The 16,324-nt window shown below is 65.9% G+C and carries 23 protein-coding genes; 21 read left to right on the top strand and 2 right to left on the bottom strand.

Translation table 11 applies throughout. The features are described 5' to 3' along the window. The first annotated feature begins 5 nt into the window (after positions 1-5). From rplP to SLW56_RS03715, 20 genes are all read left to right on the top strand, one after another. Positions 6-419 carry a 50S ribosomal protein L16 gene (rplP, locus tag SLW56_RS03810; protein WP_003470657.1) on the top strand — a complete coding sequence of 138 codons (414 nt, stop codon included), beginning with the start codon at positions 6-8 and terminating at the stop codon, positions 417-419. Next, positions 419-604: a 50S ribosomal protein L29 gene (rpmC, locus tag SLW56_RS03805; RefSeq protein ID WP_010341597.1), complete on the top strand. Its 186-nt coding sequence runs from the start codon at positions 419-421 to the stop codon at positions 602-604. The genes rplP and rpmC overlap by 1 nt, the downstream gene beginning before the upstream one ends. Before the next feature lie 11 nt (positions 605-615). After that, positions 616-885, top strand: a complete 270-nt coding sequence (rpsQ, locus tag SLW56_RS03800) for a 30S ribosomal protein S17 (RefSeq protein WP_010341599.1) — start codon at positions 616-618, stop codon at positions 883-885. Between the two features lie 14 nt (positions 886-899). After that, the gene (gene rplN / locus SLW56_RS03795) at positions 900-1,268 is read left to right on the top strand and encodes a 50S ribosomal protein L14 (protein WP_003486699.1); all 369 of its coding nucleotides are present in this window, start codon (positions 900-902) and stop codon (positions 1,266-1,268) included. 15 nt (positions 1,269-1,283) lie between these two features. Next, positions 1,284-1,601 (top strand): 50S ribosomal protein L24, encoded by a 318-nt coding sequence (gene rplX, locus SLW56_RS03790; RefSeq protein ID WP_043093029.1) that lies wholly within the window; start codon positions 1,284-1,286, stop codon positions 1,599-1,601. Between the two features lie 11 nt (positions 1,602-1,612). Then, positions 1,613-2,155, top strand: coding sequence for a 50S ribosomal protein L5 (rplE, locus tag SLW56_RS03785; protein ID WP_010341606.1), 543 nt, complete (start codon positions 1,613-1,615; stop codon positions 2,153-2,155). A 108-nt stretch (positions 2,156-2,263) separates the two neighbouring features. Continuing rightward, entirely contained in the window at positions 2,264-2,569 is a 306-nt protein-coding gene (gene rpsN / locus SLW56_RS03780; protein WP_010341607.1) for a 30S ribosomal protein S14, read from the top strand. 254 nt (positions 2,570-2,823) lie between these two features. After that, the gene (gene rpsH / locus SLW56_RS03775; RefSeq protein WP_010340446.1) at positions 2,824-3,222 is read left to right on the top strand and encodes a 30S ribosomal protein S8; all 399 of its coding nucleotides are present in this window, start codon (positions 2,824-2,826) and stop codon (positions 3,220-3,222) included. Between the two features lie 16 nt (positions 3,223-3,238). Next, positions 3,239-3,766: a 50S ribosomal protein L6 gene (gene rplF / locus SLW56_RS03770; protein WP_017908703.1), complete on the top strand. Its 528-nt coding sequence runs from the start codon at positions 3,239-3,241 to the stop codon at positions 3,764-3,766. A gap of 91 nt (positions 3,767-3,857) precedes the next feature. Further along, a complete protein-coding gene (gene rplR, locus SLW56_RS03765; RefSeq protein WP_010340448.1) occupies positions 3,858-4,217 on the top strand; it encodes a 50S ribosomal protein L18 in 360 nt (119 codons plus the stop codon). A 155-nt stretch (positions 4,218-4,372) separates the two neighbouring features. Next, a complete protein-coding gene (gene rpsE / locus SLW56_RS03760; RefSeq protein ID WP_010340449.1) occupies positions 4,373-4,918 on the top strand; it encodes a 30S ribosomal protein S5 in 546 nt (181 codons plus the stop codon). Beyond that, positions 4,911-5,102, top strand: a complete 192-nt coding sequence (rpmD, locus tag SLW56_RS03755; RefSeq protein ID WP_010340450.1) for a 50S ribosomal protein L30 — start codon at positions 4,911-4,913, stop codon at positions 5,100-5,102. The genes rpsE and rpmD overlap by 8 nt, the downstream gene beginning before the upstream one ends. A 6-nt stretch (positions 5,103-5,108) precedes the next feature. Continuing rightward, on the top strand, positions 5,109-5,552 hold the full coding sequence (gene rplO, locus SLW56_RS03750) for a 50S ribosomal protein L15 (RefSeq protein WP_010340451.1): 444 nt from the start codon (positions 5,109-5,111) through the stop codon (positions 5,550-5,552). 7 nt (positions 5,553-5,559) lie between these two features. After that, positions 5,560-6,930, top strand: a complete 1,371-nt coding sequence (gene secY / locus SLW56_RS03745) for a preprotein translocase subunit SecY (RefSeq protein ID WP_026143874.1) — start codon at positions 5,560-5,562, stop codon at positions 6,928-6,930. 340 nt (positions 6,931-7,270) lie between these two features. Next, positions 7,271-7,627 (top strand): 30S ribosomal protein S13, encoded by a 357-nt coding sequence (rpsM, locus tag SLW56_RS03740; RefSeq protein WP_010340453.1) that lies wholly within the window; start codon positions 7,271-7,273, stop codon positions 7,625-7,627. 9 nt (positions 7,628-7,636) lie between these two features. Then, entirely contained in the window at positions 7,637-8,029 is a 393-nt protein-coding gene (gene rpsK, locus SLW56_RS03735) for a 30S ribosomal protein S11 (RefSeq protein WP_003470632.1), read from the top strand. Between the two features lie 14 nt (positions 8,030-8,043). Beyond that, entirely contained in the window at positions 8,044-8,673 is a 630-nt protein-coding gene (rpsD, locus tag SLW56_RS03730; protein WP_010340454.1) for a 30S ribosomal protein S4, read from the top strand. Positions 8,674-8,724: 51 nt separating this feature from the next. Further along, positions 8,725-9,723 carry a DNA-directed RNA polymerase subunit alpha gene (rpoA, locus tag SLW56_RS03725; RefSeq protein ID WP_010340455.1) on the top strand — a complete coding sequence of 333 codons (999 nt, stop codon included), beginning with the start codon at positions 8,725-8,727 and terminating at the stop codon, positions 9,721-9,723. A gap of 200 nt (positions 9,724-9,923) precedes the next feature. Continuing rightward, positions 9,924-10,307 (top strand): 50S ribosomal protein L17, encoded by a 384-nt coding sequence (gene rplQ / locus SLW56_RS03720; RefSeq protein WP_010340456.1) that lies wholly within the window; start codon positions 9,924-9,926, stop codon positions 10,305-10,307. Positions 10,308-10,501: 194 nt separating this feature from the next. Beyond that, positions 10,502-11,014 (top strand): disulfide bond formation protein B, encoded by a 513-nt coding sequence (locus SLW56_RS03715; RefSeq protein WP_152237238.1) that lies wholly within the window; start codon positions 10,502-10,504, stop codon positions 11,012-11,014. 137 nt (positions 11,015-11,151) lie between these two features. Here SLW56_RS03715 and SLW56_RS03710 read toward each other — a convergent pair whose 3' ends face one another. Further along, positions 11,152-12,054 (bottom strand): CocE/NonD family hydrolase, encoded by a 903-nt coding sequence (locus tag SLW56_RS03710; protein ID WP_320694363.1) that lies wholly within the window; start codon positions 12,052-12,054, stop codon positions 11,152-11,154. A 316-nt stretch (positions 12,055-12,370) separates the two neighbouring features. Beyond that, positions 12,371-14,512, bottom strand: coding sequence for a TonB-dependent receptor (locus tag SLW56_RS03705; protein WP_320694362.1), 2,142 nt, complete (start codon positions 14,510-14,512; stop codon positions 12,371-12,373). Between the two features lie 200 nt (positions 14,513-14,712). On the opposite strand from SLW56_RS03705, the gene SLW56_RS03700 reads away from it, so the two are divergent. Continuing rightward, complete coding sequence (locus SLW56_RS03700; RefSeq protein ID WP_043093024.1) at positions 14,713-16,107, top strand: 3-deoxy-7-phosphoheptulonate synthase class II; 1,395 nt, start codon at positions 14,713-14,715, stop codon at positions 16,105-16,107. The last annotated feature ends 217 nt before the right edge of the window (positions 16,108-16,324 follow it).

The following is a 16,324-nucleotide window of genomic DNA, read 5'->3' as shown; positions in this document are numbered from 1 at the left end:
CGGCAATGTTGCAACCCAAGCGAACCAAATACCGCAAGATGCACAAGGGTCGTAACGACGGCCTGGCATGGAGCGGAAACGCCGTCAGCTTCGGCGAGTACGGGCTGAAGGCCACGGCGCACGGTCAGCTGACCGCGCGCCAGATCGAGGCGGCGCGCCGCTCGATCAGCCGCTACGTCAAGCGCGGCGGCAAGATGTGGATCCGCGTGTTCCCGGACAAGCCGATCACCAAGAAGCCGATCGAAGTGCGAATGGGCTCCGGTAAGGGTAACGTCGAGTACTGGGTCGCGCAGATCCAGCCCGGTCGCATGATCTATGAAATCGAAGGCGTCGGCGAAGATGTCGCGCGCGAGGCGTTCCGCCTGGCCGCTGCCAAGCTTTCGGTGACCACCACCTTCGTGACCCGGACGGTACGCTGATGGACATCAAACAACTCCGCGAGAAGTCGGCCGACGATCTGAAGGCCCACCTGACCGATCTGCGCAAGGAGCAGTTCGCCCTGCGCATGCAGCAGGTCACCGGGCAGCTGCCGAAGACTCACGAAACCCGCCGGGTGCGCCGCGAGATCGCTCGCGTCAAGCACCTGCTCGGCAGCACGAAGTAAGGATGGCCGCGATGAGCGACAATAACGAAAGCAAGACGCTGCGCACGGTCGAAGGCCGTGTGGTCAGCAACAAGATGGACAAGACCGTCACCGTGCTGGTGGAGCGTCAGGTCAAGCATGCGCTGTACGGCAAGTACATCAAGCGCTCGACCAAGCTCCACGCCCACGACGCCGACAACGCCTGCAACGAAGGCGATGTCGTGCGCGTGACCGAGATTGCGCCGATGTCCAAGACCAAGAACTGGCGGGTGGTGGAAATCGTCACCCGCGCGGCCGAATAAGGGAGATCTGAATCATGATCCAGATGCAGAGCTACCTCGACGTCGCCGACAATTCCGGTGCCAAGGAAGTGATGTGCATCAAGGTGCTCGGCGGCTCCAAGCGCCGCTACGCGCACATTGGCGACATCATCAAGGTCACCGTCAAGGACGCGATCCCGCGCGGCAAGGTCAAGAAGGGCGAAGTCTACGACGCCGTCGTCGTGCGTACCCGCAAGGGTGTGCGTCGTCCGGACGGTTCGTTGATCCGCTTCGACGGCAACGCCGCGGTGTTGCTCAACAACAAGCAGGAGCCGATCGGCACGCGCATCTTCGGGCCTGTGACCCGCGAGCTGCGGTCCGAGAAGTTCATGAAGATCGTCTCGCTCGCTCCCGAAGTGCTGTGAGCGGAGGACATACACATGGCTAACCGTATCAAGAAGGGCGACCAGGTCGTCGTCACCACCGGCAAGGACAAGGGCAAGCAGGGCGAAGTCGTCCGCGTCGACGGCGACCGCGTGGTCGTCTCCAACGCGAACATCGTCAAGCGCCACACCAAGCCGAACCCGCAGGCGGGCGTCGCCGGCGGCGTGGTCGAGCGCGAAGCGTCGATCCATATTTCCAACGTGGCGATCGTCAACCCGGCGACGGGCAAGGGCGACCGCGTTGGCTTCAAGGTGCTGGAGGATGGACGCAAACTGCGTGTGTTCCGCTCCAGCGGTGAGGCGCTCGACGCCTGAGGAATGACACAATGACTTCCCGTCTCGAAAAGATCTACAAGGAAGAAGTGGTACCGGCTCTGATGAAGAAGTTCGGTTACACCAATCCGATGGAAGTGCCGAAGCTGGTCAAGGTCACGCTGAACATGGGCGTGGGCGAAGCCGCGACGAACAAGAAGATCCTGGAAAACGCTGTCGCCGACATGGCCAAGGTCTCCGGCCAGAAGCCGGTGGTGACCAAGTCGCGCATCTCGGTGGCGTCGTTCAAGATCCGCGATGGTTGGCCGATCGGCTGCAAGACCACGCTGCGTCGCGCCAAGATGTACGAGTTCCTGGACCGCCTGATCAACATCTCGCTGCCGCGCGTGCGCGACTTCCGTGGTGTCTCGGGGCGTTCGTTCGACGGCCGCGGCAACTTCAACATGGGCGTGAAGGAGCAGATCATCTTCCCGGAAATCGACTTCGACGCCGTCGACGCGATCCGCGGTATGGATATCGCCATCACCACCACCGCCAAGACCGACGCCGAAGCCAAGGCGCTGCTCGAAGCGTTCAAGTTCCCGTTCCGTAACTGATTGACGCCGGGATTCGGGATTCGGGATTCGGGATGGAAGGGCGTCAGGCCCGCCACCCCGAGTTCCGCAGATCTCAAATCCCCAATCTCGAATCCCGAGGATTTACAGATGGCAAAGACCTCCATGGTCAACCGCGACATCAAGCGCAAGAAGCTGGCGAAGAAGTTCGCCGACAAGCGTGATGCGCTGAAGAAGATCATCGCCTCCGGCACCGCCTCGTACGACGAGAAGGCCGAGGCCGTGACCAAGCTGCAGAAGCTGCCGCGCGATTCGTCGCCGAGCCGCCAGCGCACCCGTTGCGAACTGTCCGGCCGCCCGCGTGGCGTCTACGGCAAGTTCGGCCTGGGCCGCAACATGCTGCGCAAGGCGACCATGAACGGCGACGTTCCGGGCCTGCGCAAGGCCAGCTGGTAATGCCAGCGGCGCCGGTCCCGTTCGCGGGGCCGGGCAGGGCGGTGTAGCCGCCCGCGTGTCGTTCAAACAACGAGTCCGACGCAAGTCGGACTTTTTGTCGTATACTCCCGCTCCTTGCCTCGCGGCAGGGACGGGTATGGCAGCCGCCGCGGGTTCCTCCGGCGGTTGCGCGCTTCACCCCCTGCGTCATTCCACCGCTCCACCACACAAGATTTTCGCGAAAGCGGATATCGGTGCACTCAAAGGTAGACACCATGAGCATGACTGATCCCATCGCCGACCTGCTGGTCCGCATCAAGAATGCGGCTGCGGTTGGCAAGCCGACGGTGAAGATGCCGTCCTCCAAGATCAAGGTTGCGATCGCCGAAGTGCTGAAGGCCGAAGGCTACATCAGCGATCTGCGCGTCAACGCGATCGAGAACAACAAGTCCGAACTGGAAATCGTGCTGAAGTATTTCGAGGGCCGTCCGGTCATTGATACGCTCAAGCGCGTTTCGCGTTCGGGTCTGCGCCAGTATCGCGGCAAGACCGAGCTGCCGAAGGTTCTCGGCGGTCTGGGCGTTGCCATCATTTCCACGTCCAAGGGCATCATGACCGATGCGCAGGCCCGTCAGGCCGGCGTCGGTGGCGAAGTCCTGTGCTTCGTGGCCTAAGGGAAGGAGTACTCACATGTCCCGCGTAGCCAAGAAGCCGATCTCCCTCCCGAAGGGCGTCGAACTCACCGTCCAGGCCGATCAGGTCAGCGTCAAGGGCCCGAAAGGCACCCTGTCGCTGCCGAAGCCGGCCGGCGTCGAAATCAAGCAGGAAAACGGTGTCGCCACGCTGTCGGCGAACGATCCGTCGCACATCGCCATCACCGGCACCGTTCGCGCCATCCTGGCGAACATGGTGCAGGGCGTGTCCGCGGGCTTCGAGCGCAAGCTTGAGCTGGTGGGCGTCGGCTACCGTGCCACGATGCAGGGCAAGGACCTGAGCCTGGCGCTCGGTTTCTCGCACCCGATCGTGTTCAGCGCGCCGGAAGGCATCACCCTGGCCGCTCCGACCCAGACCGAGATCCTGGTGCAGGGCGCCGACAAGCAGCGCGTCGGCGAAGTCGCCGCCAAGATCCGCGGTTTCCGTCCGCCGGAGCCCTACAAGGGCAAGGGTGTGAAGTACGCCGGTGAAGCCATCATTCGCAAGGAAGCCAAGAAGGCCTAAGGCAGGTCCTTCTGCGAGGAGCCCGGCCATCCATGGCCGGACTCTCCACTGCAAAAGCCTGTTCCCCTTCAGCTTTCCTAGGACACATACCATGAGCATCAACAAGAACATCGCCCGCCTGCGTCGCGCCAAGTCGACCCGCGCCCACATCCGCGAGCTCGGCGTCGCCCGCCTGTCGGTGCTGCGCACCGGCCAGCACCTGTACGCGCAGGTCTTCACCGCCGACGGCTCCAAGGTCCTCGCCGCGGCGAACACCCTGCAGGCTGACGTCAAGGACGGCCTGAAGAACGGCAAGAACAGCGACGCCGCCGCCAAGGTCGGCAAGCTGATCGCCGAGCGCGCCAAGGCCGCGGGCGTCGAGAAGGTCGCCTTCGACCGTTCGGGCTACCGCTACCACGGCCGCATCAAGGCGCTGGCCGACGCCGCGCGCGAAGGCGGCCTGCAGTTCTGATCCTTGCGGGCGCGGCGATGCCGCGTCCGTCCCGCCGATGCGGGCTGCATCGGACCTTGGCGCGCCTTCTGCGCGCGTCCGGGGAACACGGCTCCAGACCACAACCACAAGCGGCAACGAAGCCGTAAATCTTTTCCTCTATCAAGGACATCACAATGGCTGAAGAACAGCGTGCACCGCGGGGTCGTGATCGCGACCGCAACCGCGAAGAGAAAGTCGACGACGGCATGATCGAGAAGCTGGTCGCGGTCAACCGCGTCAGCAAGACGGTCAAGGGCGGTCGCCAGTTCACCTTCACCGCGCTGACCGTGGTCGGCGACGGCAACGGCAAGATCGGCTTCGGTTACGGCAAGGCGCGCGAAGTGCCGGTCGCGATCCAGAAGTCGATGGAATATGCGCGCAAGGGCATGCTCAACATCGATCTGAACAACGGCACCCTGTGGCACCCGGTGAAGTCCGGCCACGGCGCGGCGCGCGTGTTCATGATGCCGGCCTCGGAAGGTACCGGCGTGATCGCCGGCGGTGCCATGCGCGCCGTGCTGGAAGCGGTGGGCGTGAAGAACGTGCTGGCCAAGGCCGTCGGTTCGCGCAACCCGATCAACCTGGTGCGCGCCACCCTGCGAGGCCTGGAAGACATGCAGTCGCCGGCCCGCATCGCGGCCAAGCGCGGCAAGAAGGTGGAGGATCTGACCCATGGCTAATGAATCCACCAAGACCGTCAAGGTGCGCCTGGTGCGCGGCCTGCGTGGTACCCAGTCGCGTCACCGCCTGTCGGTGCGTGCCCTGGGCCTGAACAAGCTCAACGATGTGCGCGAACTGAAGGACAGCCCGCAAGTGCGCGGCCTGATCAACAAGGTTCAGTACCTCGTCCAGGTTGAGGAGTAATCGACCATGACTTTGCATCTGAATGATCTGAAGCCCGCGCCGGGCGCGCGTACCGAGCGCACCCGCGTCGGTCGCGGCATCGGTTCCGGCCTCGGCAAGACCGCCGGCCGCGGCCACAAGGGTTCGTTCGCGCGCAAGGGCGGCGGCAAGATCAAGGCTGGCTTCGAAGGCGGCCAGACCCCCATGCAGCGCCGTCTGCCGAAGATCGGCTTCCGTTCGAAGATGGCCAAGGACACCGCCGAGGTGCTGTCCTACCAGCTCGACAACCTGCCGGCTGGCGAGATCGATTTCGCTGCGCTGCGCGCCGCTAAGCTGGTCCCGAGCACCGCGAAGAAGGCCAAGGTGGTCCTGAAGGGCGAACTGACCAAGAAGTTCGTGCTGAAGGGCGTTGCGGCGACCGCCGGTGCCAAGGCGGCAATCGAAGCTGCCGGCGGCAGCGTGCAGGAGTAACACGCAGATGGCGCAGGCTGGCATGGGTAACCTCGGCGGCGGGCTCGGCAAGTTCACGGAACTTCGCCAGCGCCTGTTGTTCGTTCTCGGCGCATTGATCGTCTATCGCATCGGCTGCTACGTGCCGGTGCCGGGCGTCAATCCCGAAGCCATGCTTGCGCTGATGCAGGCGCAGGGCGGCGGCATCGTGGACATGTTCAATATGTTCTCGGGCGGCGCCCTGCACCGTTTCAGCATCTTCGCGTTGAACGTGATGCCGTACATTTCGGCATCGATCGTGATCCAGCTGGCCACGCACATCTTTCCGTCGCTGAAGGCGATGCAGAAGGAAGGCGAGTCGGGCCGGCGCAAGATCACCCAGTATTCGCGCATCGGCGCGGTGCTGCTGGCGGTGGTGCAGGGCGGCAGTATCGCCCTGGCGCTGCAGAACCAGACTGCACCGGGCGGTGCGCCGGTCGTCTACGCCCCCGGCATGGGCTTCGTGCTCACCGCGGTGATCGCGTTGACCGCTGGCACCATCTTCCTGATGTGGGTCGGCGAGCAGGTGACCGAGCGCGGCATCGGCAACGGCGTCTCGCTGATCATCTTCGCCGGCATCGTCGCCGGCCTGCCGGCGGCGGCGATCCAGACCGTGGAAGCCTACCGCGACGGCAACATGAGCTTCATCTCGCTGTTGCTGATCGTCCTGACCATCCTCGCCTTCACCCTGTTCGTGGTGTTCGTCGAGCGCGGGCAGCGGCGGATCACGGTGAACTACGCGCGCCGCCAGGGCGGCCGCAACGCGTACATGAACCAGACCTCGTTCCTGCCGCTGAAGCTCAACATGGCCGGCGTGATTCCGCCGATCTTCGCCTCGAGCATCCTCGCCTTCCCGGCGACGCTGTCGATGTGGTCGGGCCAGGCCGCTTCCAACAGCACGTTCGGTATGTGGCTGCAGCGCATCGCCAACGCGCTGGGCCCGGGCGAGCCGGTGCACATGATCGTGTTCGCCGCGCTGATCATCGGCTTCGCGTTCTTCTATACCGCGCTGGTGTTCAACTCGCAGGAAACCGCGGACAACCTGAAGAAGTCCGGCGCGCTGATTCCGGGCATCCGTCCGGGCAAGGCCACCGCCGACTATGTCGACGGCGTGCTGACCCGCTTGACTGCGGCCGGCTCGGTGTACCTGGTGATCGTGTGCCTGCTGCCGGAAGTGATGCGCGCCCAGCTCGGCACCTCGTTCCACTTCGGCGGCACCTCGCTGCTGATCGCGGTCGTGGTGGTGATGGACTTCATCGCGCAGATCCAGGCGCACCTGATGTCGCACCAGTACGAAAGCCTGTTGAAGAAGGCCAACCTCAAGGGTGGCTCGCGCGGCGGCGGTTTTGCCCGCGGTTGATTGCTATACTGTTTGAATCCTTCCGCGAAGACGCCCCCGGATCCCGGGCGCAGTCTTCCGACTTGAAGGGCGGCCCGTGCAGCGGTCTCGTGCGCGGGTGAGACGTGGTGGTCCTGCGCTGGAGTAGCGCGGGCGACAGGGCGGAGGTTTCTCCCTGTCAACGACGTCCGGCGCCGGAGCATGGGCACACTCCCCATGCCGGGCTTGCGGAACCTTGCGGTTCCGCGGGCTTCCATGTAACCCGAGACCTTGCTAGACTTACAAGTTCACTTTTTGATCCATCCTGCCGGATGGCGCCGTGGTGCGCCGTCGGGCCATCACTCAGTTGGAGAACCGCGTCATGGCGCGTATTGCAGGCGTCAACCTGCCAGCCCAGAAGCACGTCTGGGTCGGGTTGCAAAGCATCTACGGCATCGGCCGTACCCGTTCGAAGAAGGTCTGCGAAGCCGCAGGCGTGACCTCGACCACCAAGATCCGCGACCTGTCCGAGCCGGAAATCGAGCGCCTGCGTCTCGAAGTCGGCAAGTACATCGTCGAAGGCGACCTGCGTCGCGAAATCGGCATCGCCATCAAGCGACTGATGGACCTGGGCTGCTACCGCGGCCTGCGTCACCGTCGTGGCCTGCCCCTGCGCGGTCAGCGCACCCGTACCAACGCCCGCACCCGCAAGGGTCCGCGCAAGGCGATCAAGAAGTAAGGGACCGACATGGCTAAGCCCGCAGCAGCAAAGACCAAGAAGAAGATCAAGCGCGTCGTCACCGACGGCGTCGCCCACGTCCACGCTTCGTTCAACAATACCATCGTGACCATCACCGACCGTCAGGGCAATGCGTTGTCCTGGGCGACCTCCGGTGGCGCCGGTTTCCGCGGTTCGCGCAAGTCCACGCCGTTCGCGGCGCAGGTGGCCGCCGAGAAGGCCGGGCGCGCTGCGCTCGACTACGGCGTGAAGTCGCTGGAAGTGCGCATCAAGGGCCCGGGTCCGGGTCGCGAGTCCGCCGTCCGTTCGTTGAACAACGTCGGATACAAGATCACCAACATCATCGACGTGACGCCGATCCCGCACAACGGGTGCCGTCCGCCGAAGAAGCGTCGCGTCTAAAGGAGCGATAAGAAATGGCTCGTTATATCGGTCCTACCTGTAAGCTCGCGCGCCGCGAAGGCGCCGATCTTTCCCTCAAGAGCCCGGCGCGTGCGCTGGACTCCAAGTGCAAGCTGGAGCAGAAGCCCGGCCAGCACGGCGCGACCGCCCGCAAGGGCAAGCTGTCCGACTACGCCACCCAGCTGCGCGAGAAGCAGAAGGTCAAGCGTATCTACGGTCTGCTGGAGCGTCAGTTCCGCAACTACTACAAGAAGGCCTCGACCAAGAAGGGCAACACCGGCGAGAACCTGCTGCAGCTGCTGGAAACCCGCCTGGACAACGTCGTCTACCGCATGGGCTTCGCCGTCACCCGTCCGGCCGCGCGCCAGCTGGTGTCGCACCGCGGCGTGCTGGTCAACGGCAAGTCGGTGAACCTGGCCTCGTACCAGGTCAAGGCCGGCGACGCGATCGCCCTGTCGGAAAAGGCGCAGAAGCAGCTTCGCGTGCAGGAAGCGCTGACCGTTGCCGAAACGCACGACCTGAACCCGTCGTGGGTCGAGGTCGATTCGAAGAAGTTCAGCGGCATCTTCAAGGCCGTGCCGGACCGTGCGGACCTGCCTGCCGACATCAACGAAGCGCTGATCGTCGAGTTGTATTCGAAGTAATCACATCGGAGAGCCTCCGGTCCACGGAGGCTCGTCAGGAGAACCCGCAACATGACGGTTACCGCCAACCAGGTTCTGCGCCCGCGTGGGCCGCAGATCGAACGCCTTACCGACAACCGCGCCAAGGTCGTGATCGAGCCCTTGGAGCGCGGGTATGGGCATACGCTGGGCAACGCCCTGCGTCGCGTGCTGCTGTCCTCGATTCCCGGCTTCGCGATCACCGAAGTCGAGATCGACGGCGTGCTGCACGAGTACACCACGGTCGAAGGGCTGCAGGAGGACGTGCTGGAAGTCCTGCTGAACCTCAAGGACGTGGCCATCCGCATGCATACCGGTGACAGCGCCACGCTGTCGCTGTCCAAGCAGGGGCCGGGCACGGTCACTGCCGCCGACATCAAGACCGACCACAACGTCGAGATCCTCAACAACGACCACGTGATCTGCCACCTGACCAAGGACACGGCGATCAACATGCGTCTGAAGATCGAGCGTGGCTTCGGCTATCAGCCGGCCGCCGCGCGCCGCCGTCCGGACGAAGAGACCCGCACCATCGGTCGCCTGGTCCTGGACGCCTCGTTCTCGCCGGTGCGCCGCGTCGCCTACGCGGTCGAATCGGCCCGCGTCGAGCAGCGTACCGACCTGGACAAGCTGGTCCTGGACATCGAAACCAACGGCACGATCGATGCCGAGGAAGCCGTGCGCACCGCCGCCGACATCCTCAGCGACCAGCTGTCGGTGTTCGGCGACTTCACCCATCGCGACCGTGGCGCGGCCAAGCCGGCCAGCAACGGCGTGGATCCGGTGCTGCTGCGTCCGATCGACGATCTGGAACTGACCGTGCGTTCGGCCAACTGTCTGAAGGCCGAGAGCATCTACTACATCGGCGATCTGATCCAGAAGACCGAAGTCGAGCTGCTCAAGACCCCGAACCTGGGCAAGAAGTCGCTCACCGAGATCAAGGAAGTGCTGGCCCAGCGTGGCCTGTCGCTCGGCATGAAGCTGGAGAACTGGCCGCCGGCCGGCGTCGCCCAGCACGGCATGCTCGGCTGAGTTTTGCGCATCCGGCCGGTGCCGCAAGGCATCGGCCGCGTGTCGTTCGCTTCATCCGCATCACCACGTCGACGGGTCGCCAAGCCCGCGGCGTCGCCCGGTCAGGGACGGCCGGCACGGACCATCCGCAGTCCACTTTCAACGCCAGGACGGCGACAGCGATCTCCAACAGTCACACTCTTCCATAGGAATCCCAACCCATGCGTCACCAGAAATCCGGCCGCAAGTTCAGCCGCACCAGCGCCCACCGCGAAGCGATGTTCAAGAACATGGCGGCGTCGCTGATCAAGCACGAGCTGATCAAGACCACCCTGCCGAAGGCCAAGGAACTGCGCCGCGTCGCCGAGCCGCTGATCACCCTGGCCAAGGTCGACAACGTCGCCAACCGCCGCCTGGCGTTCGCCCGCCTGCGCGACAAGGAAGCGGTCGGCACCCTGTTCACCACGCTGGGCCCGCGCTACCAGGCGCGCCCGGGTGGCTACCTGCGCATCCTCAAGTGCGGCTTCCGTGCCGGCGACAACGCGCCGATGGCGTACGTCGAGCTGGTCGATCGCCCGGCCGTGGCCGAGGAAGTGGCCGAGTAATCGGTTCGCATCTGCAGCATCAAGAAGCCCGGCATGTCCGGGCTTTTTGTTTTTGGGGGATCGCGGAGTCGGGCTTGGGGACGGGGAGAGCGCGGTCGCGGCGCGGGCTGGGGCGGCGGACAGCGCCATGACACATGGTGATGGAGCGCACGATCGCGGATAATGCGTGGATCGTCGATGCGAGTTCGAGTCCGATGAATCCGTTACGTTGGGGTTTCCGCGCGCAGTTCCTGCTCGGCTTTCTGATCTGTGCCGCCCTGCTGGGCTATGCGATCTTCGTGCAGCTGCAGCTGGGCATCGAGCCGTGCCCGCTGTGCATCTTCCAGCGCATCGCGTTCGCCGCACTGGGCGTGCTGTTCCTGCTCGGTGCCCTGCACGGGCCGCGCAGCGCCGGCGGGCGCAAGATTTATGGCGTCCTGGCGTTCCTGGCCGCGCTCGTGGGCGCCGGCATCTCCACCAAGCATGTCTCGGTGCAGCTGTTCCCGGACCCGATGGCGTCCTGCGGCCCGCCGCTGAGTTTCCTGCGCGAGACCATGGGGCCGTTCGAGGTGCTGCGCCGGGTGCTGACCGGAACCGGCGACTGCGGCAACATCGACTGGCGCTTCCTCGGCCTGTCGATGCCGATGTGGTGCCTGATCTGCTTCGTGTTGCTGGGGGTGTTCGCGCTGTATGCGGGCTTCAAGAGCCGCAAGCGCACGTTGATCTGAGCATGCGCCTGCTGCGCGTCGATCGCCCGGCCTGACCGGGCGCCTGGCGGCAGCGTTGCTGGGCGGTGCCGCGGTCACGCCGGGAAGCGTCGGCGCTCGCTGTCGTCGCGTACAGGTCGCCCTGCGATCCTGCCGACCTACTTGGCTGGCGCCTCCATCGCTGGCGCGAGACCGGCCTGCGCAGGCGCCTTCGCAGCCTTCGGCAGGACCTGGGCGAGAAACGCCGCCACCGGTGTTGCCCACACCGACGGATCGGCCTGGGCGAAGCTCTTGTGGCCATCGTCGCCGAACGGCGGCAGGTCGACGAAGGTCACCGGCGGGGTCGAGCCCGCGCGGTAGGCGGCGTACATGCGGTGCGCCAGGTCGCGCCGGAAGAAGTGATCGTTCTCGGCGTACAGCCATAGCTGTGGCAGCATATTCGCCGCGCCCAGGGTTTTCTCCGCCTCGACCAGGCGGTCCTCGCCGGCGCAGATGACCTCCTTGCCGTTGCTGCCGCGCCCGCCGGCGAAGCTGATCACGCCACGCACGCCGGGTGGCGGCGCATCGGCCAGCGCCACCGCGCCGAGGCCGCCGGCGGACTGGCCGACCACGACGATGCGCTGCGGGTCCACGTCGGGAAGGCGAGCGGCGGCGTCGACGATTGCCGCCTCGGCCGCCGCGATCCTGCGCCCGGCGACGACGAAATCGACGTCGTGGCAGTTGCCTGCGCCTTCCAGGTAGCTGCCGCTGGAACTGCCGTAGCCAGGCCGCAGCGCCAGCACCACCATGTAGCCACGGGCGGCGAACCAGCGCGCGGCGCGGGCGAAGCCGAGGCGGGTGTCGGCGAGCTTGCGCTTGTCCGCGGGCGTGCCGTGGTGGATGACGATCAGCGGGAACGGACCGTGGCCCGTGGGGCGATACACGCGCGCGGCGAGATCGTAGCCGACGCCTTCTAAGACCACCGGCATCCGGAAGTCCGTAACGCGCTTGGCATGCACCGGCAATGGCGCAACGCAGGCGAGAAGGGTGGCCGCGAAGGCGGCGAACAGGTGCTGGCGCATGTGCGAAACCTGCCTGGACGGGCGTGGCAACGCGTCGTGGCGGTTCGTGTGCGATCGGCGTGCCGTGTGGCGCTGCCTCCGCTGGCGATCCCACGGCCACGACGCGGCGCGCGGCTTCGCTGTCCTGCTGGACGTGCCTTGGTCGGGTGGTCCGGATGCATCTTACCCGGCGATTGGCGGCGGCCCCTCGACCGATCGGTAGCGGCTTCCTGGCCACCGTTGCGTTTGCATCACTCCGCCACAACCGCCGTCATCCATCGTGTCGTGGCCTGCGGCACGTCGCGCGACATGCCGCAGGCCGCCGTCAGGGACTTGCTCAGAAGTCCTGCTGCAGGCTCAGGTAGACGCCACGGCGCGGCGCCCACTGCGGCGCGAACACGCCGATGCCGCCGCCGTCGCGCAACTGGTAGTGGCGGTCGAGCACGTTGAGCACCGCTAGCTGCGCGTGCAGCGGGTGGCTGCTGGCCAGGGCGAAGTCGTGGCCGGCGCTGAGGTTGAGCTGGAAGTAGGCCGGCAGCTCGCCGCCATTGGGCACGCCGTCGGCGTCGGTGCGCAGGCCGCTGCCGAACAGGTAGTCGGCGCCGATGCGGCTGTCGTCGGCCAGGGCGTAGTTGATGCCGCCGGAGGAGGTCAGCTTCTGGTCGTGGTCCAGGTGGATCCAGTGGTCGTAGGCGTAGGCCAGCGCATCCGGGTCGAAGTTGTACAGGCTGGTCATCACCCGCTTGCCCATGGCCTTGCTGTAGGCCGCGTTGAAGTAGGCGTTGATCGGGCCGTTGCTGTAGTCGGCGCTGAACTCGGCGCCGCGGATGCGACCGTAGCGGTAGTTGAAGGTGGAGTAGACGTAGGCGGCGCCGAACTGGCCTTCGTCCTGCAGGCGATCGGCCTTGCGGTAGTAGGTGTCCAGGCCCAGGGTCAGGTGGTCGCCGACCATCTGCGAGATGCCCAGGTCGTAATAGTCGCTGCGCTCGCTCAGCGGCTTGGTCGGGCCGCCCGCCGCCGACTGCTGGTTGGTGGTGCCGTCGTACAGGGCGATGTCGCTGGTGGAGATCAGCTCGGTGGCCGGCGGGGTGAAGTAGCGCGCATAGCCGGCGTGCAGGGTGGTGCTGTCGCTGGCGTGCCAGACCACGCCCAGGCGCGGGCTGAGCTGGCCCTCGGTGGTGCCGAAGGCCTTGTAGCGGTCGCCGCGCACGCCGTAGTTGATGGTCCAGGCGTCGCTCGGCTGCCATTCGTCCTGCAGGTAGACCGCGTAGGTGCTGGCGTGGAAGCGGCTGCTGTCGGGAATGAACAGCGGCACGTCGCTGCTCTGGCTGCCGTCGTCGTTGGCCGGGAACACATAGGCGTTGTTGCTGGCGTTGGCGTGTTCGAAGTTGCCGTACACGCCGTAGCGCAAGGTGTGGGTGCTGCCCCACGGCGTGGAGAAGTCGGCCTGCAGGGTGCTGGCGCGGTTGGCGCGCTGCACCTGCGAGGCGATGCCGTTGAAGATCAGGTCGCCGGCGATGTCCGGGGAGAAGGCGACGCTGCTGTAGCGCTGGCCGGCCGACAGCTGGTAGCTGGTGTCGCCGAGCGCGCCCTGCAGCACCAGGGTGCCGAAACGGGTGTTCTCGCGCTGGTTCTCGTCGAGCTGCGCCGAATCGAAGGTGCTGTTGCCCTGGTAGGTGAACGCCGGCGTCTGTCCCGGGTTGTTGGGGATCTGGAAGCGGTTGTTGGCGTAGCCGACCAGCAGGCTGAGCCGGGTGTTCTCGTTCAGCAGATAGCTGAGGTCGGCGAAGCCCTTGCCCTGGTGGGTCTTGTCGTGGATCGGGTTGTCGCTGTCGGTCGGGTTCTCCATGCCGATGCGGTTCTGCAGGTAGTTGCCGCTGGCGAACCAGCTGAAGCGGCCGTCGCTGCCCCACCACGAGGCGTTGGGGTTGAGCGTGCCGTAGGAGCCGCCGGTGATGCCGACGCTGCCGCCGTTGCCCAGTTCCACGCCGTTCTTGGTGGTGATGTCGACCACCGCCGCGGTGCGGTCGCCGAACTGCGCCGGCAGTGCGCCGTCGAGCAGGCGGATGTTCTTGATCGTGCGCGGATCCAGGGTCTGGCCGAAGCCGGAGATGGATTCGGGGATCATCACGCCGTTGATGCGGTACTGCAGGTTGGCGTGGTCGCCGCGCACATGGATGCCGCCATAGGAATCCTGGACCACGCCCGGTGCCTGCAGCAGCACCTGGTTGAGCGGGGTGGAAGCGCCCAGCGGCAGGCGCGCGATGTCCTCGGCGCTGATCGCGTACTGGCTGCTGCCGATGTCCGGCGACAGCGCGTTGCGCGCGGCTTCCAGCTTGGCGGTGACGGTGACCGGATCGAGATCGACGGTCGGCTCGGCGGCAGCGCTGCTGTCGGCGGCGGTATCCGCAGCGAGGGCGAGGCCGGGGGCGAGCAGGAGGATCAGGGCGATGGCGGAGGAGAGGGGGCGAGGTGTCATGGCGAGGTGGACCGAATGGAAAGGAATTGTTACTTAATAACAGTGTGCTTTCGCAAAAACGCCGGCGTAGGCCGGAAGTCATGGTGGCGTCGCGATGTTGCTTGCCGTTCATGTCCTGGCGCTGCCAGCGTGACCGGTATGCGGCGCTATGCGGCGCGCCCCGGCTCTGCGAACATCGCACACTGCCAAGGAGTCCTTTCATGAATCTGTCCGCCGCCGCCGTGTCCGCATCCGCCTCGTCGTCCTGGTCACCTGCCAGTTGGCGTGACAGGCCGGCGCTGCAGATGCCGGTGTATCCGGACCCGCAGGCGCTGGAGACTGCGCTGACGGAACTGCGGCAGTTGCCGCCGCTGGTGACCTCCTGGGAGATCTTCGCGCTGAAGAAGCAGCTGGCCGAGGCGCAGGAAGGCAAGCGCTTCCTGCTGCAGGGCGGCGATTGCGCGGAGAACTTCAGCGATTGCGAATCCGGCACCATCTCCAACCGGCTCAAGGTGCTGCTGCAGATGAGTCTGGTGCTGGTGCACGGCCTGCGCCTGCCGGTGGTGCGGGTCGGTCGCTACGCCGGGCAGTACGCCAAGCCGCGCTCGGCCGATACCGAGACCCGCGACGGCGTGACCCTGCCCAGCTACCGCGGCGACGTGGTCAATGGCCCGGAGTTCACCGCGCAGGCGCGGGTGCCGGACCCGCGGCGCATGATCACCGCGCACTCGCGTTCGGCGATGACCATGAACTTCGTGCGCGCGCTGATCGACGGCGGCTTCGCCGATCTGCACCATCCAGAGTACTGGAACCTGAGCTGGGTCGGCTGCTCGCCGCTGGCCGAGGACTACCAGAAGATGGTGGCCTCGATCGGCGATGCGGTGCGCTTCATGGAGACCCTGTCCGGCGCGCAGCTGTACAACCTCAACCGCGTCGATTTCTACACCTCGCACGAGGCCTTGCTGCTGCCCTACGAGGAAGCGCTGACCCGCGAGGTCCCGCGGCAGTGGGGCTGGTTCAACCTAAGCACGCACTATCCGTGGATCGGCATGCGCACCGCGGCGCTGGACGGCGCGCATGTGGAGTACTTCCGTGGTATCCGCAATCCGATCGCGATCAAGGTCGGGCCGTCGGCGCAGCCGGACCAGTTGCTGCGCCTGATGGACGTGCTCAATCCGGAAGACGAGCCGGGCCGGCTGACCTTCATCCACCGCATGGGCGCGGCGCAGATCGCCGAGAAGCTGCCGCCGCTGCTGGACGCGGTGAAGCGCGACGGCCGCCGCGTGCTGTGGGTGTGCGATGCGATGCACGGCAACACCGAAAGCACCAGCAACGGCTACAAGACCCGGCGCTACCAGAACGTCCTGGGCGAGGTGGAGCAGTCGTTCGACATCCACGCCGCGGCCGGCACCCGCCTGGGCGGCGTGCATCTGGAGCTGACCGGTGAGGACGTCACCGAGTGCACCGGCGGCGCGCGCGAACTCACCGAGCGCGACCTGGAGCGGGCCTACCGTTCCAGCGTCGACCCGCGCCTGAACTACGAGCAGTCGCTGGAGATCGCGATGGCGATCGTGCGCAAGCAGAACGGGCGCAACGTCGCCACGCCGCTGGCGTAGTCGGTTGGTGTAGTCCGCGGCGCGTGCCGCTGCCGCACGTGCGGCGCATTATCGTGCCGTGGCCCGAGGGCTGCGGCATCGCTGCGTGCGATGCCGCGCATCGGCTTCGCGTCGCCAGCGGCATGCGCCGCTTTTCGGAAGCGCTTGCACGCGCGCCTGTATGCCATGCGGCTGCCGTCGCCCGGCGCCGCCGCGCGTGCTCGACATCGCGCTAATC

The sequence above is a fragment of the Xanthomonas sp. LF07-6 genome, assembly GCF_034105445.1.
GTDB lineage: Bacteria > Pseudomonadota > Gammaproteobacteria > Xanthomonadales > Xanthomonadaceae > Xanthomonas_A > Xanthomonas_A sontii.
This window is presented reverse-complemented; position numbering and strand designations above follow the sequence as displayed.